We start from the raw sequence: 16,771 nt of genomic DNA, 5'->3' as shown, positions 1-16,771 counted from the left end.
GGGGAAGGAGCAATACCCTCAGCTTTTCCGCAACAGATACACAAAGTAAGGCGCACCAAAGAAGGTCGCCAGCAACCCTGCCGGGATCTGATCCGGGAACGACATCATCCTGCCACACCAGTCAGCGAACACCATCAGCACCGCCCCTGACAGCGCAGCTATCACCAGTTGCGGCAACGCGCGACGGAAGCCGAGCATACGTGCCATATGCGGCGCCATCAGACCAATAAAGCTGAGCGGGCCGATGGTCAGCGTGGCAGCAGCAGTCAGTGCCGCAGACAGTAACAGCAGCGCCAGACGCGACGGTGTCAGCGCCATCCCCACCGCCCGCGCGGTAGCGCCACCCAGTGGCAGAATGGTCAGCCAGCGTGCAGCAAGCGGAGCAATAGCAATCAGCACCACCGCCACCACCACCGTGCGCAGCGCCTGAACGCCATCCACCTGATAGGTCGAACCCGACATCCAGGTGAGGACACTGGCGGTACGCGGATCGCCACTGGCGAGGAACAGCATTAACAACGTGGTAAATGCAGTACTGAGCGCCATCCCGGCCAGCAACATCCGCTGCGGCGAAAAACCACCACGCGCGGAGACCAGCATGATAATCAACAGCGTCACCGCCGCGCCCAGACTCCCCGCTGGCAGTGACCAGCCAAACGCGCCACCGCCCGGCACAATAAACAGCATGATCACCACACCAAACGCTGCACCACCGCTGATACCCAGCACTTCCGGGCTCGCCATCGCATTGCCCGTCAGGCGCTGGATAATGCATCCGGCCACCGCCAGCATCACGCCCGCCGCCAGAGCGGCAATCAGACGCGGACCACGCCACGGCAGCAACTGCTGCCACATCTCGCCACTGACCCATTGCCAGCCCGCCGCATTGCGGCCAAAGGAGAGCGCGACCGCCACCATCAGCAACAGCACGCCCAGAGCCAGCAGCGCCCACCACACCACGTTATGGCGTTCGGCAGGGACATTATCGCCCTGATCCAGCGCCGGTGGCACCGAGCCGGTACGCAGACGCGGCAGCAGCCACAGCAGCAGTGGTGCGCCAATCATCGCGGTCACCGCCCCCGTGGACACTTCCAGCCAGACACCCGTCAGCCACTGCACGCACTGATCCGCCAGCCACAACAGCAGCGCACCAATCGCAGGTGCCAGCAGCATTCGGCTGAGCAGGCGACGTGCGCCGAGCATCCGCGCCAGTAATGGCGCAAACAGGCCGATAAAGCCGACAATGCCCACCGTGCTGACCAGTTGCGCGCTAAGCACAATCGCCAGCGCCAGCGCCGCAAAACGCGCCAGTCCCAGCGCCAGCCCGAGGTTTTTCGCCACGCCATCATCCAGCCCCATCAGCGTCAGCGGCCGCAACAGCAGCAGCGCCAACGCAAAGGCAATCAGCAGACGCGGCCACAGCAGCAGAACGTTACTCCAGTCGAGCTGGTTTAACGCGCCGGTTCCCCACAGGAAGGTGCTTTGCAGCTGGTCGTGGTTAAAGATGGCGATAATCTGGTTCACCGCGCCGCAGTAAAGGCTCATCACCAGACCGGCAAGGATCAGTGTCACAGGCGACAGACGACGTCCCCAGGCGATACCGAAGACCACAGCACCGACCAGCAGCGCACCAATCAGCGCGGCAATTTGTGGTGTCAGCAGCGCCCCGGCAGCACCTGACAAAGTCACAACAGTAATGCCGAGCTGCGCGCCAGAGGCCACGCCAAGCGTAGTCGGTTCCGCCAGCGGATTACGCAACACCTGCTGGAACAGCAAGCCTGCCAGCCCCAGTCCCGCCCCCACCAGCAATGAAATTGCCAGCCGCGGCAGCAGGCTGTAGTGGAATACCATCTGAGTGACATTGCTGCTGTCCGGGTTCAGTAACGCAGTACGCCACTGCGCCAGTGGTAACTGGTGCGCCAGGTTATAGCCCGTCAGCGCCAGCGTCGCGAGCAGCAGGCTCAGCAGCAGTACGGTGGAGAAACGATGATTTCGCGACATCATGCCTCCCCCAGCGCATTTTCAATCACGCGACACAGGTGCATCGCGGTCAGCGTCGCGCCATAGAACCAGACGGCAGGCGCGCGCTTAAAGCGCTGCTGACGGACAAAATCGAACGATTGCCACAATGGCGATGCCGCCACCTGCGCCATCAGTTTATCATCGTCATGACCGAAGCAGATGACATCAACATCCCTGATGGTCGCCAGCCGCTCAAGCCCCACCACCGAACTGCCCCAGAAGCCGGTCTCTTCCTGCCAGGCATTTTCCATGCCCAGCAGTTCCAGCACTTCATGGAACAGCCCTGGCCGGCCAAACACCATGGCATGATGGCTGTCGAGTAATGACATTAACAACACCGGTCGCTGCTCGCGCAGGCTAAGTCGCACGCGCATATTAGCGATAAAAGTATCGAACTCCGCCAGATGTTGCGTGGCGCGTTGTTCAAGCCCGAGACGTTCGCCCAGGCTGATCACCGCATGACGTGCCGCGTTCAGCGGCTTGCCATCGTCGCCGCTAAAGACAAAGCCCATCGACGGCGCAATACGCGCCAGCTTCTCCGGCGAGGCATTATCCCGATAATAGAGGATTAACGACGGTTGCAGCTGGGTCAGCAGCTCGAGATTGGGCTCCGTGCGCAGGCCAAGATCCACGGTATCCGCCGCCAGTTCAGGCTTGTTCACCCAGATGCGGTAGTTATGAATTTCCGATACCGCCATCGGCATCACGCCCAGCGCCAGCAACGGTTCGACAGGTAACCAGTCCAGCACCGCAATGCGCTGGAGGTCAGGCACGGGCTGTCCAGCCCGCACCGATAAAGGAAGCCACAAGGGAGAAGTGGCCATAGCCGCCAGCAAACGGCGGCGCAGGTAATCCGGCATCAGAACATCCTGTAATCAGTAAACGAAGCTGACGGGAGCGCCGCCTTGCGGATGCGGCAGAATGCCCATTGGAATGCCGTAAATTTTTTCCAGCACCTCACCATGCATAATCTCATCCGGCGCGCCCTGAGCAATCGCCTCACCACCGCGCAGCGCCACCAGATGATCGCAATAACGCGCAGCCATATTGATATCGTGCAGCACCGCAATCACCGTCAGTCCGCGCTGATGGCTTAAGCGCTGAATTAACGCCAGCACATCCACCTGATGGGCGATATCCAGCGCTGACGTCGGTTCATCAAGCAGCAGGCAGCGGCTGTTTTGCGCCACCAGCATAGCGATCCAGGCGCGCTGGCGCTCACCGCCTGACAGGCTGTCCACCAGCCGCTGGGCAAACGGCTTTAACCCCACCAGCGCAATCGCTTCTTCTACACGTTCACGATCTTCCACACCGTAACGCCCTAATGCGCCATGCCAGGGATAGCGACCAATCGCTACCAGTTCACGCACCGTCATCCCTTCCGCTGCGGGCAATTGCTGTGGCAGATACGCCACCTGGCGGGCAAAGGTCTTGCTGTTCCAGTCGCCAACCGGCGCATCATTGAGCAATACCCGGCCACCGCTGGCGGCATGGTGGCGGCCGAGCATTTTCAGCAGTGTCGATTTGCCGGAACCATTGTGACCAATCAGACCCGTCACCTTCCCGGCGGGGAAAGCCAGGGAGAGCGGATGGAGCAGCGTGCGGCCGGGAACGGTAAAGCTGACGTTATCCAGCGTGAAAGTTGTATCCTGGGTGTGCTGAGCTTGCATGGCTGTCTTCAACATTATTGGCGGACGCAGTAAACCGCGCCGGATTAAACATTAAGTTCGATAACAAGATCCCACTACGATAACAGATGTGAATGTAAACGATAATTATTATTAGAAAGGAGTAAGGTCAGGCGAGGAGATAAGGTGATGAAAGAGGATTGCCTGCGGCGCTGAGGTGAATATGGGAATAATCCCTTCCGCCACATTGTGGGGGAAGGCTGGGATAGGGGGAACTGCCGACTTCTGAACTGACTGCTCCCCCACCCTAACCCTCCCCCACGATGTGGGGGAGGGGATAGAGCGTGGATAAACGTTAAAGCGGATGCCGCCAGCAACATTAATTGCCGCCGAACATATCCTTAATCCAGCCGGCCACGCCATCCGCATCCTTCTGCTCTGACTGTGGCTGTTGCTGTTGTTGTTGCTGCTGCTGAACCTGCTGTTGCTGCTGCTGACACAGCGCACTGGCATCGGTGGTCCACACTGGCAGGGTGCGCCAGCTGCTGGCGCCGCCGCAGACAAAGTTACCGGAGTAATCGACGCTCATTGCCGCGATATCTTCCGGCGGGGTCAGCAACAGCGGCATCGGCGTCTGGTTTGCCAGATAACGGCTGTAGATCTGCATTGCACCGGAGGCGCCATACAGTTTGGTCGGCTGGTTGTTATCACGGCCAATCCAGGTGATCGCCACCTCTTTACCGTCAATACCAGCAAACCAGCTGTCGACCTGGCTGTTCGTAGTACCGGTCTTCGCCGCCAGATGCGCATTCGGGTATTTCGCACCCAGTGCTCGCGCGGTGCCGTGATCCGCCACCTGCTGCATGGTATACAGCGTCAGATACGCGGCCTGTGCCGGTACTGCGCGTTCCGCCTGCGGGAAGCTCTGGTACAGCACGGTGCCATCTTCCGCAATCACCGAACGCAGTGCCGACAGTGGTGCACGGTTACCGCCACTGGCGATGGTCTGGAATGCCTGCGCCACTTCCACTGGCGTCAGGTTCAGCGCACCCAGCAACATTGCTGGCATCGGCTGCAACTGATCTTTCGGCGCGCCCAGTTTGCTCCAGGTATCAATCACCTGTTGCAGACCCAGCGTCATCCCCAGGTTCACCGTCGGCACGTTCATCGAACGCGTCAGCGCATCCACCAGCATCACCTGGCCGCTAAACTTGCGGTCATCGTTCTGTGGGCTCCACACCTGACCATTCGGCTGCTTGAGCGAAATCGGGTTATCGGCGATCCAGCTGTTCAGGCGGAATTTATCCGGCTGGCTCAGTGCTGTCAGATAGGTCGCGGGTTTCGCCAGCGAGCCAATCGAACGGCGCGCCTGCAGTGCACGGTTATAACCGGCGAACTGCGGATCAGAACCCCCGACCATCGCGCGCACTTCGCCACTGAAGCGATCCACCACCACCATCGCGGTTTCCAGATCATTCAGGCCACGCTGTTTACGCAGTACCGGGATGCCCTCTTCCACTGCTTTTTCTGCCGCATCCTGTGATACGGAGTCCAGCGTGGTGAAGATTTTCACCCCGGAGAGATCTTTCACCTTGTCGCCCAGCTTCTGCTGCAGCTCATTACGCACCATCTGCATAAAGGCAGGCTGCGGGGTGATCACGCCACCTTTCGGCTGCACGCCCAGCGGCCGTGCGCTCAGCATGTCGTACAGCTCCTGGTCGATGACATTCTGCTGCTGCAGCAGACGCAGCACCAGGTTACGTCGTTCCAGCGCCAGCTTCGGATTACGCCATGGGTTATACAGCGATGCCCCTTTCACCATCCCCACCAGCAGCGCCTGCTGGTCGAGGCTCAGTTCATCCACCGGACGACCAAAGTAGTACAGGCTGGCCAGCGGGAAGCCGCGGATCTGATCGCTGCCGCTCTGACCGAGATACACTTCGTTCAGATACAGCTCAAGGATGCGATCCTTGCCATAACGCGCATCCATAATCAGCGCCATATAGGCTTCATTCGCCTTACGCCACAGTGAACGCTCGTTGGTCAGGAACAGGTTTTTCACCAGCTGCTGCGTCAGGGTACTGCCGCCCTGCACTGCACGCCCGGCGGTGATATTGGCGACAAACGCACGACCAATCGAGTACAGGCTGATGCCATCATGCTCATAGAAGTGGCGGTCTTCCGTGGCGATCAGCGTATCCACCAGCAGGTCCGGGAAGCCAGAACGCGGCACAAACAGACGCTGTTCACCATTCGGCGATTGCAGCATGGTGATCAGGCGTGGATCGAGACGGAAAAAGCCGAAGTCACGCCCGTTGTCGAGGTTTTTAATCTCGCTCAGCGCGTTATTGGCAAAGGACAGACGGGCGCGGATCTGCCCTTCTTTGCTGTCCGGGAAATCAAACGGACGACGGATCATCTCAATGCTGTTGGCCTGCACCGTGAACTCGCCGGGACGGGTCATGCGCGTCACCTGACGATATTGTGTGCCTTCCAGCAGTGCGATCATCTCCTGCTTGTTGTAGGACATACCCGGCTCAAGGCTGACCATGCGGCCATACACCGTGGCTGGCAAATCCCACACTTTGCCGTCAATACGGCTGCGGATTTGCGAATCGAGGTATACGCCGTAAATCGCCATTAGCACGATAAACACCAGCAGCAGCTTGATAAACAGCCCCAGCCAGTCTCTTCTCTTCTTACGCGGCATCAGTTCCGGCTCCTCGTCATAATCGTCATCATCCTGATAATCGTCATAATCGTCCTCGTCGTACTCTTCTTCCCTGCGGCGACCTTTTACCGGCTTACGTGGCGGCTTAGGCTGTTTCCCTTTACGCCCAATAGGTTCGCGATCATTCCCAGACATTCGTTTCATTTCTCCAGGGATTGCCATCGGCAACGCCGACTACTCTGTTCCTGTTCTGCATTACGGAGTAGTAGAACCTTCCGAAATGCAACGTGTTCAATGGCCATTCAGGACGGCGGGGAAAACTTTTTCGTCCGTCGTGTTGGCAGGGTATTGGCCGGGTCGTCCGGCCAGAGATGTTTCGGGTAACGCCCTTTCATCTCTTTCTGCACCTCGGTGTACGCACCGCGCCAGAATGCCGCCAGGTCACGGGTGATTTGCAACGGACGCTGGGCTGGCGACAGCAATTCCAGTACCAGCGGCACCCGTCCGTCGGCAATGCAGGGATTGTTTGCTTCGCCGTACATCTCCTGCAGGCGCACTGCCAGTACCGGCGGCAGGGTCGCGTCATAACGCAGCGGCAGACGACTTCCGGTCGGCACAGTGTAATGAGTTGGCAGCGCACTATCCAGCCGCTGACGTTGAGTCCACGTCAGGAATTGTAATAATGCGTTGGCAAGGTTAATTTGCCGCAGCCCTTTCAGGTCCTGCACGCCCGTCATGGCAGGCAACAGCCAGCGATCCAGCGTCGCCAGCAGGGTCTGATCGTCACTGGCGGGCCACGCCTCCTCCGGCAGCCACTGCGCAGCGCAGACCAGCCGCATACGCAGTTGCTCCGCTTCCGGCGTCCAGCAGAGCACCTCCAGCCCTTTTTCGCGCACCCAGTTGAGCATCGCGGCATGGAGTTCTTCCGGCTGCGGTTTCGCCAGCGGTTGCGCCTGCAACACCAGCGAGCCAATCTGCTGACGCTTCCAGGCACGCAGCGTACCCTTCTCTTCGTCCCACTCCACGGCAGTCACTGACTGCACCTGCTGCGGACACTGGCGTACCAGCGCATCAATTTCCACCGGCAGCGCCTGCAGGATACGAGCATCAGGCTGTGTGCCACTCTGCAGCAACAACGGTGCCAGCAACCATTCATAGCGTGTTAACGCATGGTCATCATCCAGCTGCGCACCGATGCCGTTCGCCAGCTGATAGCGCCCCTGCTGACCGCGACGACGCGCCAACCGATCAGGGAAAGCCGACATCAGCAGTGGCGCGATCAGCTCACTGTCCGGCTCACCGCTAGTGATACCCAGCCGCTTTTGCAGCTGACGTGCCCGCCGCTGCCAGTGTGACTGCGGGCGCGAGAAACTGTCACGCAGATCGCCACTGCCGTTGCGCGGCGGTTCTTCGAGGATCGCCACCAACAGAGCAGCAGTCGCCACGCGATCGCTATCACTGCCCGCCGCAATCAGCAACGCGGCATAACGCGGATCGCTGCCCAGCTGCGCCATTTTGCGCCCTTTTTCCGTCAGCTTGCCGCTGTCATCCGTCGCCCCCAGCAGATGCAGCAACGTGGCGGCGGCGTGCAATGCCGCGGCTGGTGGCAGATCAAGCCAGCTCAGCTGGCGGATATCGTGGCAGCCCCACTGCAACACATCGAGCCACAACGCGGCGAGATCGCTCTGCACCATCTCGGCATCGGCATGACTGGCCGCGCGCTCCGCCTGCTCTTTCCCCAGCAGGTGCAGACAGATACCGGCTTCAAGACGCCCGGCACGTCCGGCACGCTGCGTCATTGAGGCCTGGCTGATACGCTGGGTTTGCAGCCGGGTCAGGCCGGTACGCAAATCGAAACTGCCCACCCGCTCCAGTCCGCTGTCCACCACCAGCCGGATACCTTCAATGGTTAAACTGGTTTCGGCAATATTGGTCGCCAGCACCACTTTGCGCCGTCCGGCGGCGGCAGGCAGAATCGCCCGGCGCTGCTCACTGAGCGGCAGCGCGCCATACAGCGGACAGAGATCAACATCGGCACTGACACGCTCTTCCAGTAGTGTTTTGATGCGCTGGATCTCGCCAACGCCAGGTAAAAACAGCAGCAACGATCCGGTTTCGTCACGCAACAGCTGGCTGACTTCTCGCGCCACGGCGTCATCGAAGCGCAGATGCGTCGGCAACGCGCTATAGCGGCGCTCGACCGGGAAACTGCGCCCCTGGGAGACAATCACCGGCGCGTCCGGCAGCATCTCGCTCAGCCGCTGGTTATCCAGCGTGGCGGACATCAGCAGAATTTTCAGGTCGTCACGCAGTCCCTGCTGCACATCCAGCAGCAGAGCCAGCGCCAGATCAGCCTGCAGACTGCGTTCATGGAATTCATCGAGGATCACCAGATCAACGCCGTCCAGCAGTGGGTCCTGCTGCAGCATGCGCGTCAGAATACCTTCCGTGACCACCTCCAGCCGGGTCGCGGGGCCGACACAGGTCTCTGCACGCATCCGGTAGCCGACCGTTTCTCCCGGCTGCTGGCCGAGCAGTTCCGCCAGCCGTTGCGCCACATTACGCGCCGCCAGTCGCCGCGGTTCCAGCAACAGAATCCGGCCACTGAATGTCGCCTGCTGCAGGATTTGCAACGGCAGCCAGGTCGATTTACCGGCACCGGTCGGTGCCGCCAGCAACACCTGTGACGCCTGCTGTAACGCAGCAAGCAGTTCAGGCAGTACGGCACTGACAGGTAAGTCACTCACAGGAAAACTCCGTAACAACGTGGTCATATGAAAGCGGGCATTGTAGCATTCATCCACATTCATTACCGGAGGCTGCCATGTCCATACGCCGTTTATTCTTTGGCATCGGTTTGCCGCAGGCAATCCAGCAACAGATTGTCACCTGGCGCGCCAGCGCATTCAGCGCCGATGCGGGCCGTCCGCTGGCGGCGGCCAATCTGCACCTGACGCTGGCGTTTCTTGGCGAAATCAGCGATGAAAAGGCCAGCGCCATCCGCCGTATGGCCGGGCGTATCCGCCAGTCGCCGTTCACACTGCATCTTGATGATGCCGGCCACTGGCCGCGCCCGGGCGTGGTGTGGCTCGGTCCGCGCCAGGCACCACGCGGGCTGGTGCAGCTGGCGGAGATGCTGCGGTCACAGGCGGCACGCAGCGGCTGCTATCAAAGTCCGCACCCGTTTCATCCGCATATCAGCCTGCTGCGCAATGCCACCCGGCCGATTGCGATGCCGCCACGCAACTTCCACTGGCAGTTTGATGTCACGGAGTTCGCGCTGATGGAATCGGCCTTTACCCAGGGGCGCAGCAGCTACAACATTATCGACAGCTGGTCACTGACTCAGGATTAACCATGGATTATTTCCCGGCGCTGCAACCGGCACGCCTGATTAAACGTTACAAACGCTTTCTGGCCGATGTGGTCACCCCGCAGGGCGACACCCTGACCCTTCACTGCGCCAACACCGGCGCGATGACCGGCTGCGCCACACCCGGCGATACGGTGTGGTACTCGACATCCGCCAGCACCACACGCAAATACCCGCACAGCTGGGAGCTGACGGAGACACAGCAGGGCGACTGGATCTGCGTCAATACCCTGCGCGCCAACACGCTGGTGCGTGAAGCGATAGAGGCAGGAGTGATTGCAGAACTGGCGGGTTACAGCACGTTGCAGGCGGAAGTGAAGTACGGCGCAGAGCGCAGCCGCATCGACTTTCTGCTGCAGGCAGAGAAGCGCCGCAACTGCTATATTGAAGTGAAATCCGTGACGCTACTCCAGCAAGGTAAAGGGTATTTTCCGGATGCGGTGACCGTACGCGGCCAAAAACACCTGCGTGAGCTGGCGAAAATCGCCGCTGAGGGCGAACGTGCGGTTCTTTTTTTTGCCGTTTTGCATACGGGGATTGAGGACGTTTCCCCGGCACGTCACATCGACACGCAGTACGCAGAACTACTGGTACAGGCACAACAGAGTGGTGTCGAGATCCTCTGTTATAAGGCGCAGTTATCACCTGCTGGCTTGACGTTAAAAAAGTCGCTTGTCGTGGAGTTGTAATATTTAACGCAATTTGCTCTGATAGGATGGTCGCTGGCGAAGCGCTAAATACGCTTTTACTCACAGGCTTGTCAAGTGATGTTGAGGAATAATTGCCAACCTTAATCGCTTCTGTTATTTATAGCGGCCTGTTTTTTTCCCCGTTGGGGATCGATAGTGCGTGTTATCCAGGAGAAACAACATGCAAGAAGGGCAAAACCGTAAAACATCGTCCCTGAGTATTCTCGCCATCGCTGGGGTGGAGCCATACCAAGAGAAGCCAGGCGAAGAGTATATGAACGAAGCCCAGCTGGAGCACTTCAAGAAGATTCTTGAAGCTTGGCGCAATCAACTCAGGGATGAAGTAGACCGTACGGTTACGCACATGCAGGACGAAGCTGCTAACTTCCCGGACCCGGTGGATCGCGCCGCTCAGGAAGAAGAGTTCAGTCTGGAACTGCGCAACCGTGACCGCGAGCGTAAGCTGATCAAAAAGATCGAGAAGACGCTGAAAAAGGTGGAAGAGGATGATTTCGGCTACTGCGATTCCTGCGGTGTAGAAATCGGTATCCGTCGCCTTGAAGCGCGTCCTACCGCCGATCTTTGCATTGACTGCAAAACACTGGCGGAAATCCGCGAGAAACAAATGGCCGGCTAACGGCGCTGGGTGCTGCGGTGAGGCGGGGATACATTGTTGTCCCGCTTCACTGCACACTGACTCTGAATATCATGTCACGACGCTATATCGGGCGCTTTGCCCCCTCTCCTTCCGGCGAACTCCATTTTGGCTCACTGATAGCCGCCCTTGGCAGCTACCTGCAGGCGCGCGCGCAGCACGGGCAGTGGCTAGTGCGTATCGAAGATATCGACCCACCCCGCGAAGTACCGGGCGCAGCAGCGCAGATCCTGCGCCAGCTGGAACAGTATGGCCTGCACTGGGATGGTGAGGTGCTGTGGCAGTCACAGCGTCATGATGCCTATCGCAGTGCGCTGGAGTGGCTGCGCCAGCAACGACAAAGTTACTGGTGCCGTTGCCCACGCAGCCGTATCCAGCAACTCGGCGGCCACTATGATGGCCACTGCCGCGAGCTGCAACTGACGGCCGACAACGCCGCGCTGCGTTTACGCCAGCACACGCCTGTCACACAATTTACCGATCGGCTGCGCGGCGAAATTATCGCCGATCGCGCACTGGCGACAGAGGATTTTATTATTCATCGCCGCGATGGCCTGTTCGCCTATAATCTGGCCGTGGTGGTGGATGACCATTTCCAGGGCGTCAGCGAGATCGTACGCGGTGCCGACCTGATTGAGCCCACCGTGCGGCAAATCGCGCTGTATCAGCAGTTTGGCTGGCAGATGCCGGATTATCTGCATTTACCGCTGGTGCTTAACCCGGACGGCAACAAGCTGTCGAAGCAAAACCATGCCCCCGCGCTGCCGGAAGGCGACCCACGCCCGGTGCTGATGCGCGCATTGCGTTTTCTCGGTCAGCCAGTGCCGTCAGGCTGGCAGGATGAATCACTGGAATCGCTGCTAAAGCAGGCGGTTCAGCAGTGGAATTTAGCGAAAATTCCACGTAACGACGTCGTGCTAAACGATGCAGCGACAACGGCATTCTCAAATGGTTCTCACTAAGCTATGATTAGCCGCTGTTTTTACCACCTAAGTTTCTTAGTCACTATCGAGGTGTCCCATTTTTACCCGAGTTGCTAATTTTTGCCGAAAAGTCCTGCATCGCGAAAATGACACGCCAGTCAGGGTTGAAGAAGAAGTCAGCCAGATGACCGTGATCCCTCGCGATCGCCACAATATTTCGCGCAAAGACATTAGCGAAAATGCCCTCAAGGTGCTTTATCGCCTGAACAAAGCCGGATATGAAGCCTACCTGGTTGGTGGCGGCGTACGCGATTTGCTGCTGGGTAAAAAACCGAAAGACTTCGATGTGACCACCAATGCCACGCCGGAACAGATGCGTAAACTGTTCCGCAACTGTCGTCTGGTTGGCCGCCGTTTCCGCCTGGCCCATGTAATGTTTGGCCCGGAAGTGATCGAAGTGGCGACATTCCGTGGCCATCACCATGCCGATGAAGATCAGGATGACCGTAACGGTTCCCAGCGCGGACAAAATGGCATGCTGCTGCGCGACAATATCTTTGGTTCCATCGAAGATGACGCTCAGCGTCGCGACCTGACGATTAACAGCCTATACTACAGCGTGGCGGATTTCACCGTCCGTGATTATGTCGGCGGTCTGAGCGATCTGCAGCAGGGCATTATTCGCCTGATTGGCGATCCGGAAACCCGTTACCGCGAAGATCCGGTGCGTATGCTGCGCGTGGTGCGTTTCGCTGCCAAACTGCAGATGCGCATCGCCGAAGAGACGGCAGAGCCGATCCCGCGCCTTGCCACGCTGCTGCAGGATATTCCGCCAGCGCGCCTGTTCGAAGAAACCCTGAAGCTGTTGCAGGCGGGCTATGGCTACGACACCTACCTGCAACTGCGTGAATACCAGTTATTCCAGCCGCTGTTTCCGATTATCACCCGATACTTTACCGCCCAGGGTGACAGCGCCATGGAACGCATGATCAACCAGGTGCTGAAAAATACCGATAACCGCATCCATAACCAGATGCGCGTCAATCCGGCATTCCTGTTTGCCGCGATGTTCTGGTATCCACAGCAGGAAGCGGCGCAGAAAATCGCCCAGGAAAGCGGTCTGGCCTATTATGATGCCTTCGCGCTGGCGATGAACGATGTGCTGGATGAAGCCTGCCGCGCGCTGGCGATTCCGAAACGCATTACGACGCTGATCCGTGATATCTGGCAGTTGCAGCTGCGTATTTCGCGCCGCCATGGTAAACGCGCATGGAAACTGATGGAACATCCGAAATTCCGTGCCGCCTATGACCTGCTGGCGCTGCGCGCGGAAGCGGAAAATAACCATGAACTGCAGCGTCTGACCACCTGGTGGGGTGAGTTCCAGGTTGCCGCGCCGCCACAGCAGAAAAATATGCTGAACACGCTCGGTGACGATCCGGTGCCACGCCGTCGTACCCGTCGTCCGCGCAAACGCACGCCGCACCGTGACGGTGGCGCCAGCGCATGACCCGCGTCTATATCGCGCTAGGCAGCAATCTGGCGGATCCTCTGCATCAGGTGCAACATGCACTTGATGCACTGGCTGCCATCCCCGACAGCCAGCTGGTTGCCACATCTTCGCTGTATCGTACCCCGCCTTATGGCCCGCCGGAGCAGCCTGATTACCTGAATGCCGTGATTGCGCTCGACACCACGCTTGCGCCTGAAGCCCTGCTGGATCACACCCAGCGTATCGAGCTGGAACAGGGACGCGTGCGTAAAGAAGAGCGCTGGGGACCGCGTACGCTGGATCTCGATATCCTGCTGTTTGGCGAGCTGACGCTGAATACCGCGCGTCTGACCGTGCCGCATTACGATATGAAAAATCGTGCATTTATGCTGCTGCCATTAGCCGAAATTGCCCCTGCGCTGTGCTTCCCCGATGGCAGTCGTGTCGCGGACAGCCTTGCCCTGCTGGACAGCAGTACCATCAAACCATGGTAATCACGTCAGGAAATTATTTTACCCTGGCGTGCTTCCTGACCTGATCCCCCTTCCCTCTGACATTCACAATCCATTACACTTGCCCATCAGAAATTTCGACCTGAGAGGCCGTAATGAAACCGACCACTATTTCTCATCTGCGCCAGTGGAAACAGGCAGGCCGTAAATTTGCCTCCATCACTGCCTATGAATACAGCTTTGCCAGACTGTTTGCCGAAGAGGGTATTCAGGTGTTGCTGGTGGGAGACTCGCTGGGGATGACCGTGCAGGGGCATGATTCCACTCTGCCCGTGACAGTTGCCGATATTGTCTATCACACCCATGCCGTGCGCCGTGGCGCGCCAAACGCCCTGCTGCTGTCCGACCTGCCGTTTATGAGCTATGCCACCCCTGAACAGACCTTTGACAGTGCTGCACAGCTGATGCGTGCGGGTGCCAATATGGTCAAGCTGGAAGGCGGAAAATGGCTGGCAGAGACCGTACAGCAGCTGACCGAGCGTGCCGTGCCAGTATGCGGCCATCTCGGCCTGACCCCGCAGTCCGTCAATATCTTTGGCGGTTATAAGATTCAGGGCCGTGAGGCCGAGGATGCCGACCGCCTGCTGGCGGATGCGCTGGTGCTGGAAGAAGCTGGTGCGCAGCTGCTGGTGCTGGAGTGCGTGCCGGTGGCGCTGGCGAAACGCATTACCGAAGCGCTGACCATTCCGGTGATTGGCATCGGAGCCGGTAACGTCACCGATGGTCAGATTCTGGTGATGCATGATGCCTTTGGCATTACCGGCGGCCATATTCCGAAATTTGCCAAAAATTTCCTCGCCGACAGTGGCGATATCCGCAGCGCAGTGCGCCAGTACATTACCGAAGTGGAAGCTGGCACCTATCCTGCGGCAGAACACAGTTTCCAATAATTCAGGAGAAAGTCTGTGCTGATAATTGAAACCCTGCCCATGCTGCGTCGTGAAGTGCGCCGCTGGCGTCAGGATGGCAAGCGCATCGCGCTGGTGCCGACCATGGGTAATTTACACGATGGTCATATGACGCTGGTGGACGAAGCGCGTGAGCGTGCCGATATCGTGGTGGTCAGCATTTTTGTCAATCCGATGCAGTTTGACCGTCCTGACGATCTGGCGCGTTATCCGCGCACGCTGCAGGAAGATTGCGAAAAACTGAACCGTCGCGGCGTTGACCTGGTGTTTTCCCCTTCTCCGGCGGATGTGTATCCGAAGGGGCTGGATACGCAGACCTTTGTCGACGTACCGGGGCTGTCTTCGCTGCTGGAGGGCGCCAGCCGTCCGGGTCATTTCCGTGGCGTGTCGACGGTGGTCAGCAAGCTGTTTAATCTGGTGCAACCGGACCTCTCCTGCTTTGGCGAAAAGGATTACCAGCAGCTGGCGCTGATCCGCAAGATGGTGGCAGATATGGGCTACGATATCGAGATTATCGGCGTGCCGACCGTACGCGCCAAAGATGGTCTGGCACTGAGTTCACGCAATGGCTATCTCACCGCAGAGGAGCGTCAGCTTGCACCGGGCCTGAGCCAGGTGATGAACAGTATGGCGAATAAACTGTCTGACGGTGAACGCCATGTGGACGAGATTATCGCCACTGCCGAAGCGGAGCTGGAAGAGAAAGGCTTCCGCCCCGATCGTCTGGCGATTTGCGATGCCGACAGCCTGCTGCCGCTGAATACCGAAAGCCAGCGCGCGGTAATCCTGATGGCGGCGTGGCTGGGCAATGCGCGTCTGATTGATAACCAGCAGGTTGATCTGACGCAATAGACAAGGCGGGCAGATCGACAGATACTGTCGTTCATATTTTTAATACCCTGATGTGACTATCAGGGTTTGAAGCTGAATAAGGTAACCACGCAATGATACGCACCATGTTGCAGGGCAAACTGCACCGGGTCACCGTGACCCAGGCTGATTTGAACTACGAAGGTTCCTGCGCCATCGATCAGGACTTTCTCGATGCGTCCGGCATCCTTCAGTATGAAGCGATTGATATTTATAACGTCACTAACGGCCAGCGCTTTTCCACCTACGCAATTGCCGCGGAACGCGGTTCTAAGATTATCTCGGTGAACGGCGCGGCAGCGCGTTGTGCCTGCGAGGGCGATATTCTGATTATCTGCTCCTATGTGCAGATGCTCGATGAGCAGGCACGAGAGTGGCAGCCGAAAGTGGCCTACTTTGAAGGCAAAAACCAGATGAAGCGGCTGGCGAAAGCGGTGCCGGTTCAGGTGGCTTGAGTGAATTAAGCCGGGGTTAAGGTTATTCTTATTCCCGGCATTCTCCAGCAGGAGAATATTTGTAAGATCCCTGCCATCACCCCAGATAAATCCCGAAAAACGGTCAAAGATAATATCTTCTATTTAATCACTCTCAAATCATCTCCTCCACCTGTAGTCAATCAGCTTAAGTAATTATTATTCCTTACGTCACTCTCCTTATAATGGTTTACTTGATTATATAATGTCATTACACTCCTTCATGGCTGGCTAGGCCAGAAAGCATAACCGTTTTCAGAAGGGGTCTATTTTGTTGCATGACGATTTCGATAACACAAAAATAAATCTCGAGACAAAGACATGGCTGAGCCAGGAACTGCAAAAATTCGGAGATTTTCGCTTTACTTTTGCAATAATGAAGAAAAATAACCCCAGTGATCTGTTTGTATTATCAAACTATCCTGATGAGTGGGGTGAAATCTACTTTGCGAATGGCTACCAATATATTGATCCTGTCGGGCGGATTCAAGTTCGAAGTGCAACGCTAAGCCGCCTGTCTTAACTCTGCAAAGACCACTGAAGGCTGCCGGAACC

15 protein-coding genes are annotated in these 16,771 nt (G+C 58.0%); 10 read left to right on the top strand and 5 right to left on the bottom strand.

Features of this window, described 5'->3' with window-relative positions; translation table 11 throughout:
• Window positions 1-18: 18 nt before the first annotated feature.
• From fhuB to hrpB, 5 genes are all read right to left on the bottom strand, one after another.
• On the bottom strand, window positions 19-2,004 hold the full coding sequence (gene fhuB / locus ACSZO1_RS05290) for a Fe(3+)-hydroxamate ABC transporter permease FhuB (protein WP_437610244.1): 1,986 nt from the start codon (window positions 2,002-2,004) through the stop codon (window positions 19-21).
• Window positions 2,001-2,882, bottom strand: coding sequence for a Fe(3+)-hydroxamate ABC transporter substrate-binding protein FhuD (gene fhuD / locus ACSZO1_RS05285; RefSeq protein ID WP_437610242.1), 882 nt, complete (start codon window positions 2,880-2,882; stop codon window positions 2,001-2,003). Before fhuD ends, fhuB begins: the two co-directional genes overlap by 4 nt.
• A 15-nt stretch (window positions 2,883-2,897) precedes the next feature.
• Window positions 2,898-3,692, bottom strand: a complete 795-nt coding sequence (fhuC, locus tag ACSZO1_RS05280; RefSeq protein WP_437610240.1) for a Fe3+-hydroxamate ABC transporter ATP-binding protein FhuC — start codon at window positions 3,690-3,692, stop codon at window positions 2,898-2,900.
• A gap of 337 nt (window positions 3,693-4,029) precedes the next feature.
• Window positions 4,030-6,516, bottom strand: a complete 2,487-nt coding sequence (gene mrcB / locus ACSZO1_RS05275; RefSeq protein ID WP_437610238.1) for a bifunctional glycosyl transferase/transpeptidase — start codon at window positions 6,514-6,516, stop codon at window positions 4,030-4,032.
• 107 nt (window positions 6,517-6,623) lie between these two features.
• Window positions 6,624-9,068 (bottom strand): ATP-dependent helicase HrpB, encoded by a 2,445-nt coding sequence (hrpB, locus tag ACSZO1_RS05270; protein ID WP_437610236.1) that lies wholly within the window; start codon window positions 9,066-9,068, stop codon window positions 6,624-6,626.
• 77 nt (window positions 9,069-9,145) lie between these two features.
• Here hrpB and thpR point away from each other — a divergent pair, with 77 nt between their 5' ends.
• The 10 genes from thpR (at window position 9,146) to ACSZO1_RS05220 (ending at window position 16,739) form a co-directional block, all read left to right on the top strand.
• Complete coding sequence (gene thpR / locus ACSZO1_RS05265) at window positions 9,146-9,676, top strand: RNA 2',3'-cyclic phosphodiesterase (RefSeq protein WP_437610234.1); 531 nt, start codon at window positions 9,146-9,148, stop codon at window positions 9,674-9,676.
• A 2-nt stretch (window positions 9,677-9,678) separates the two neighbouring features.
• A complete protein-coding gene (sfsA, locus tag ACSZO1_RS05260; protein ID WP_437610232.1) occupies window positions 9,679-10,383 on the top strand; it encodes a DNA/RNA nuclease SfsA in 705 nt (234 codons plus the stop codon).
• 181 nt (window positions 10,384-10,564) lie between these two features.
• Window positions 10,565-11,020: an RNA polymerase-binding protein DksA gene (dksA, locus tag ACSZO1_RS05255; protein ID WP_437610230.1), complete on the top strand. Its 456-nt coding sequence runs from the start codon at window positions 10,565-10,567 to the stop codon at window positions 11,018-11,020.
• A 71-nt stretch (window positions 11,021-11,091) separates the two neighbouring features.
• A complete protein-coding gene (gluQRS, locus tag ACSZO1_RS05250; RefSeq protein WP_437610228.1) occupies window positions 11,092-12,000 on the top strand; it encodes a tRNA glutamyl-Q(34) synthetase GluQRS in 909 nt (302 codons plus the stop codon).
• A 58-nt stretch (window positions 12,001-12,058) separates the two neighbouring features.
• A complete protein-coding gene (gene pcnB, locus ACSZO1_RS05245; protein WP_437610333.1) occupies window positions 12,059-13,471 on the top strand; it encodes a polynucleotide adenylyltransferase PcnB in 1,413 nt (470 codons plus the stop codon).
• Entirely contained in the window at window positions 13,468-13,947 is a 480-nt protein-coding gene (gene folK / locus ACSZO1_RS05240; protein WP_437610226.1) for a 2-amino-4-hydroxy-6-hydroxymethyldihydropteridine diphosphokinase, read from the top strand. Before pcnB ends, folK begins: the two co-directional genes overlap by 4 nt.
• 113 nt (window positions 13,948-14,060) lie before the next feature.
• Complete coding sequence (panB, locus tag ACSZO1_RS05235) at window positions 14,061-14,855, top strand: 3-methyl-2-oxobutanoate hydroxymethyltransferase (protein ID WP_437610224.1); 795 nt, start codon at window positions 14,061-14,063, stop codon at window positions 14,853-14,855.
• A 15-nt stretch (window positions 14,856-14,870) separates the two neighbouring features.
• A complete protein-coding gene (gene panC, locus ACSZO1_RS05230; RefSeq protein ID WP_437610222.1) occupies window positions 14,871-15,725 on the top strand; it encodes a pantoate--beta-alanine ligase in 855 nt (284 codons plus the stop codon).
• A gap of 92 nt (window positions 15,726-15,817) precedes the next feature.
• Entirely contained in the window at window positions 15,818-16,198 is a 381-nt protein-coding gene (panD, locus tag ACSZO1_RS05225; RefSeq protein WP_437610220.1) for an aspartate 1-decarboxylase, read from the top strand.
• Between the two features lie 289 nt (window positions 16,199-16,487).
• Window positions 16,488-16,739 carry an autoinducer binding domain-containing protein gene (locus tag ACSZO1_RS05220; RefSeq protein WP_437610218.1) on the top strand — a complete coding sequence of 84 codons (252 nt, stop codon included), beginning with the start codon at window positions 16,488-16,490 and terminating at the stop codon, window positions 16,737-16,739.
• Window positions 16,740-16,771 lie beyond the last annotated feature (32 nt).

The organism is Erwinia sp. V71, assembly GCF_965644245.1.
Taxonomy (GTDB): domain Bacteria; phylum Pseudomonadota; class Gammaproteobacteria; order Enterobacterales; family Enterobacteriaceae; genus Erwinia.
Note: the sequence above shows the minus strand (reverse complement) of the source record. Positions and strands in the feature narration are given on the sequence as shown.

Excerpts from the sequence above, each read along its gene's own strand:
- gluQRS (WP_437610228.1), top strand. The coding sequence starts at position 11,092 with ATGTCACGACGCTATATCGGGCGCTTTGCCCCCTCTCCTTCCGGCGAA.
- folK (WP_437610226.1), top strand. The coding sequence starts at position 13,468 with ATGACCCGCGTCTATATCGCGCTAGGCAGCAATCTGGCGGATCCTCTG.
- dksA (WP_437610230.1), top strand. The coding sequence starts at position 10,565 with ATGCAAGAAGGGCAAAACCGTAAAACATCGTCCCTGAGTATTCTCGCC.
- panB (WP_437610224.1), top strand. The coding sequence starts at position 14,061 with ATGAAACCGACCACTATTTCTCATCTGCGCCAGTGGAAACAGGCAGGC.
- thpR (WP_437610234.1), top strand. The coding sequence starts at position 9,146 with ATGTCCATACGCCGTTTATTCTTTGGCATCGGTTTGCCGCAGGCAATC.
- fhuD (WP_437610242.1), bottom strand. The coding sequence starts at position 2,882 with ATGCCGGATTACCTGCGCCGCCGTTTGCTGGCGGCTATGGCCACTTCT.
- panD (WP_437610220.1), top strand. The coding sequence starts at position 15,818 with ATGATACGCACCATGTTGCAGGGCAAACTGCACCGGGTCACCGTGACC.
- fhuC (WP_437610240.1), bottom strand. The coding sequence starts at position 3,692 with ATGCAAGCTCAGCACACCCAGGATACAACTTTCACGCTGGATAACGTC.
- sfsA (WP_437610232.1), top strand. The coding sequence starts at position 9,679 with ATGGATTATTTCCCGGCGCTGCAACCGGCACGCCTGATTAAACGTTAC.
- fhuB (WP_437610244.1), bottom strand. The coding sequence starts at position 2,004 with ATGATGTCGCGAAATCATCGTTTCTCCACCGTACTGCTGCTGAGCCTG.
- mrcB (WP_437610238.1), bottom strand. The coding sequence starts at position 6,516 with ATGTCTGGGAATGATCGCGAACCTATTGGGCGTAAAGGGAAACAGCCT.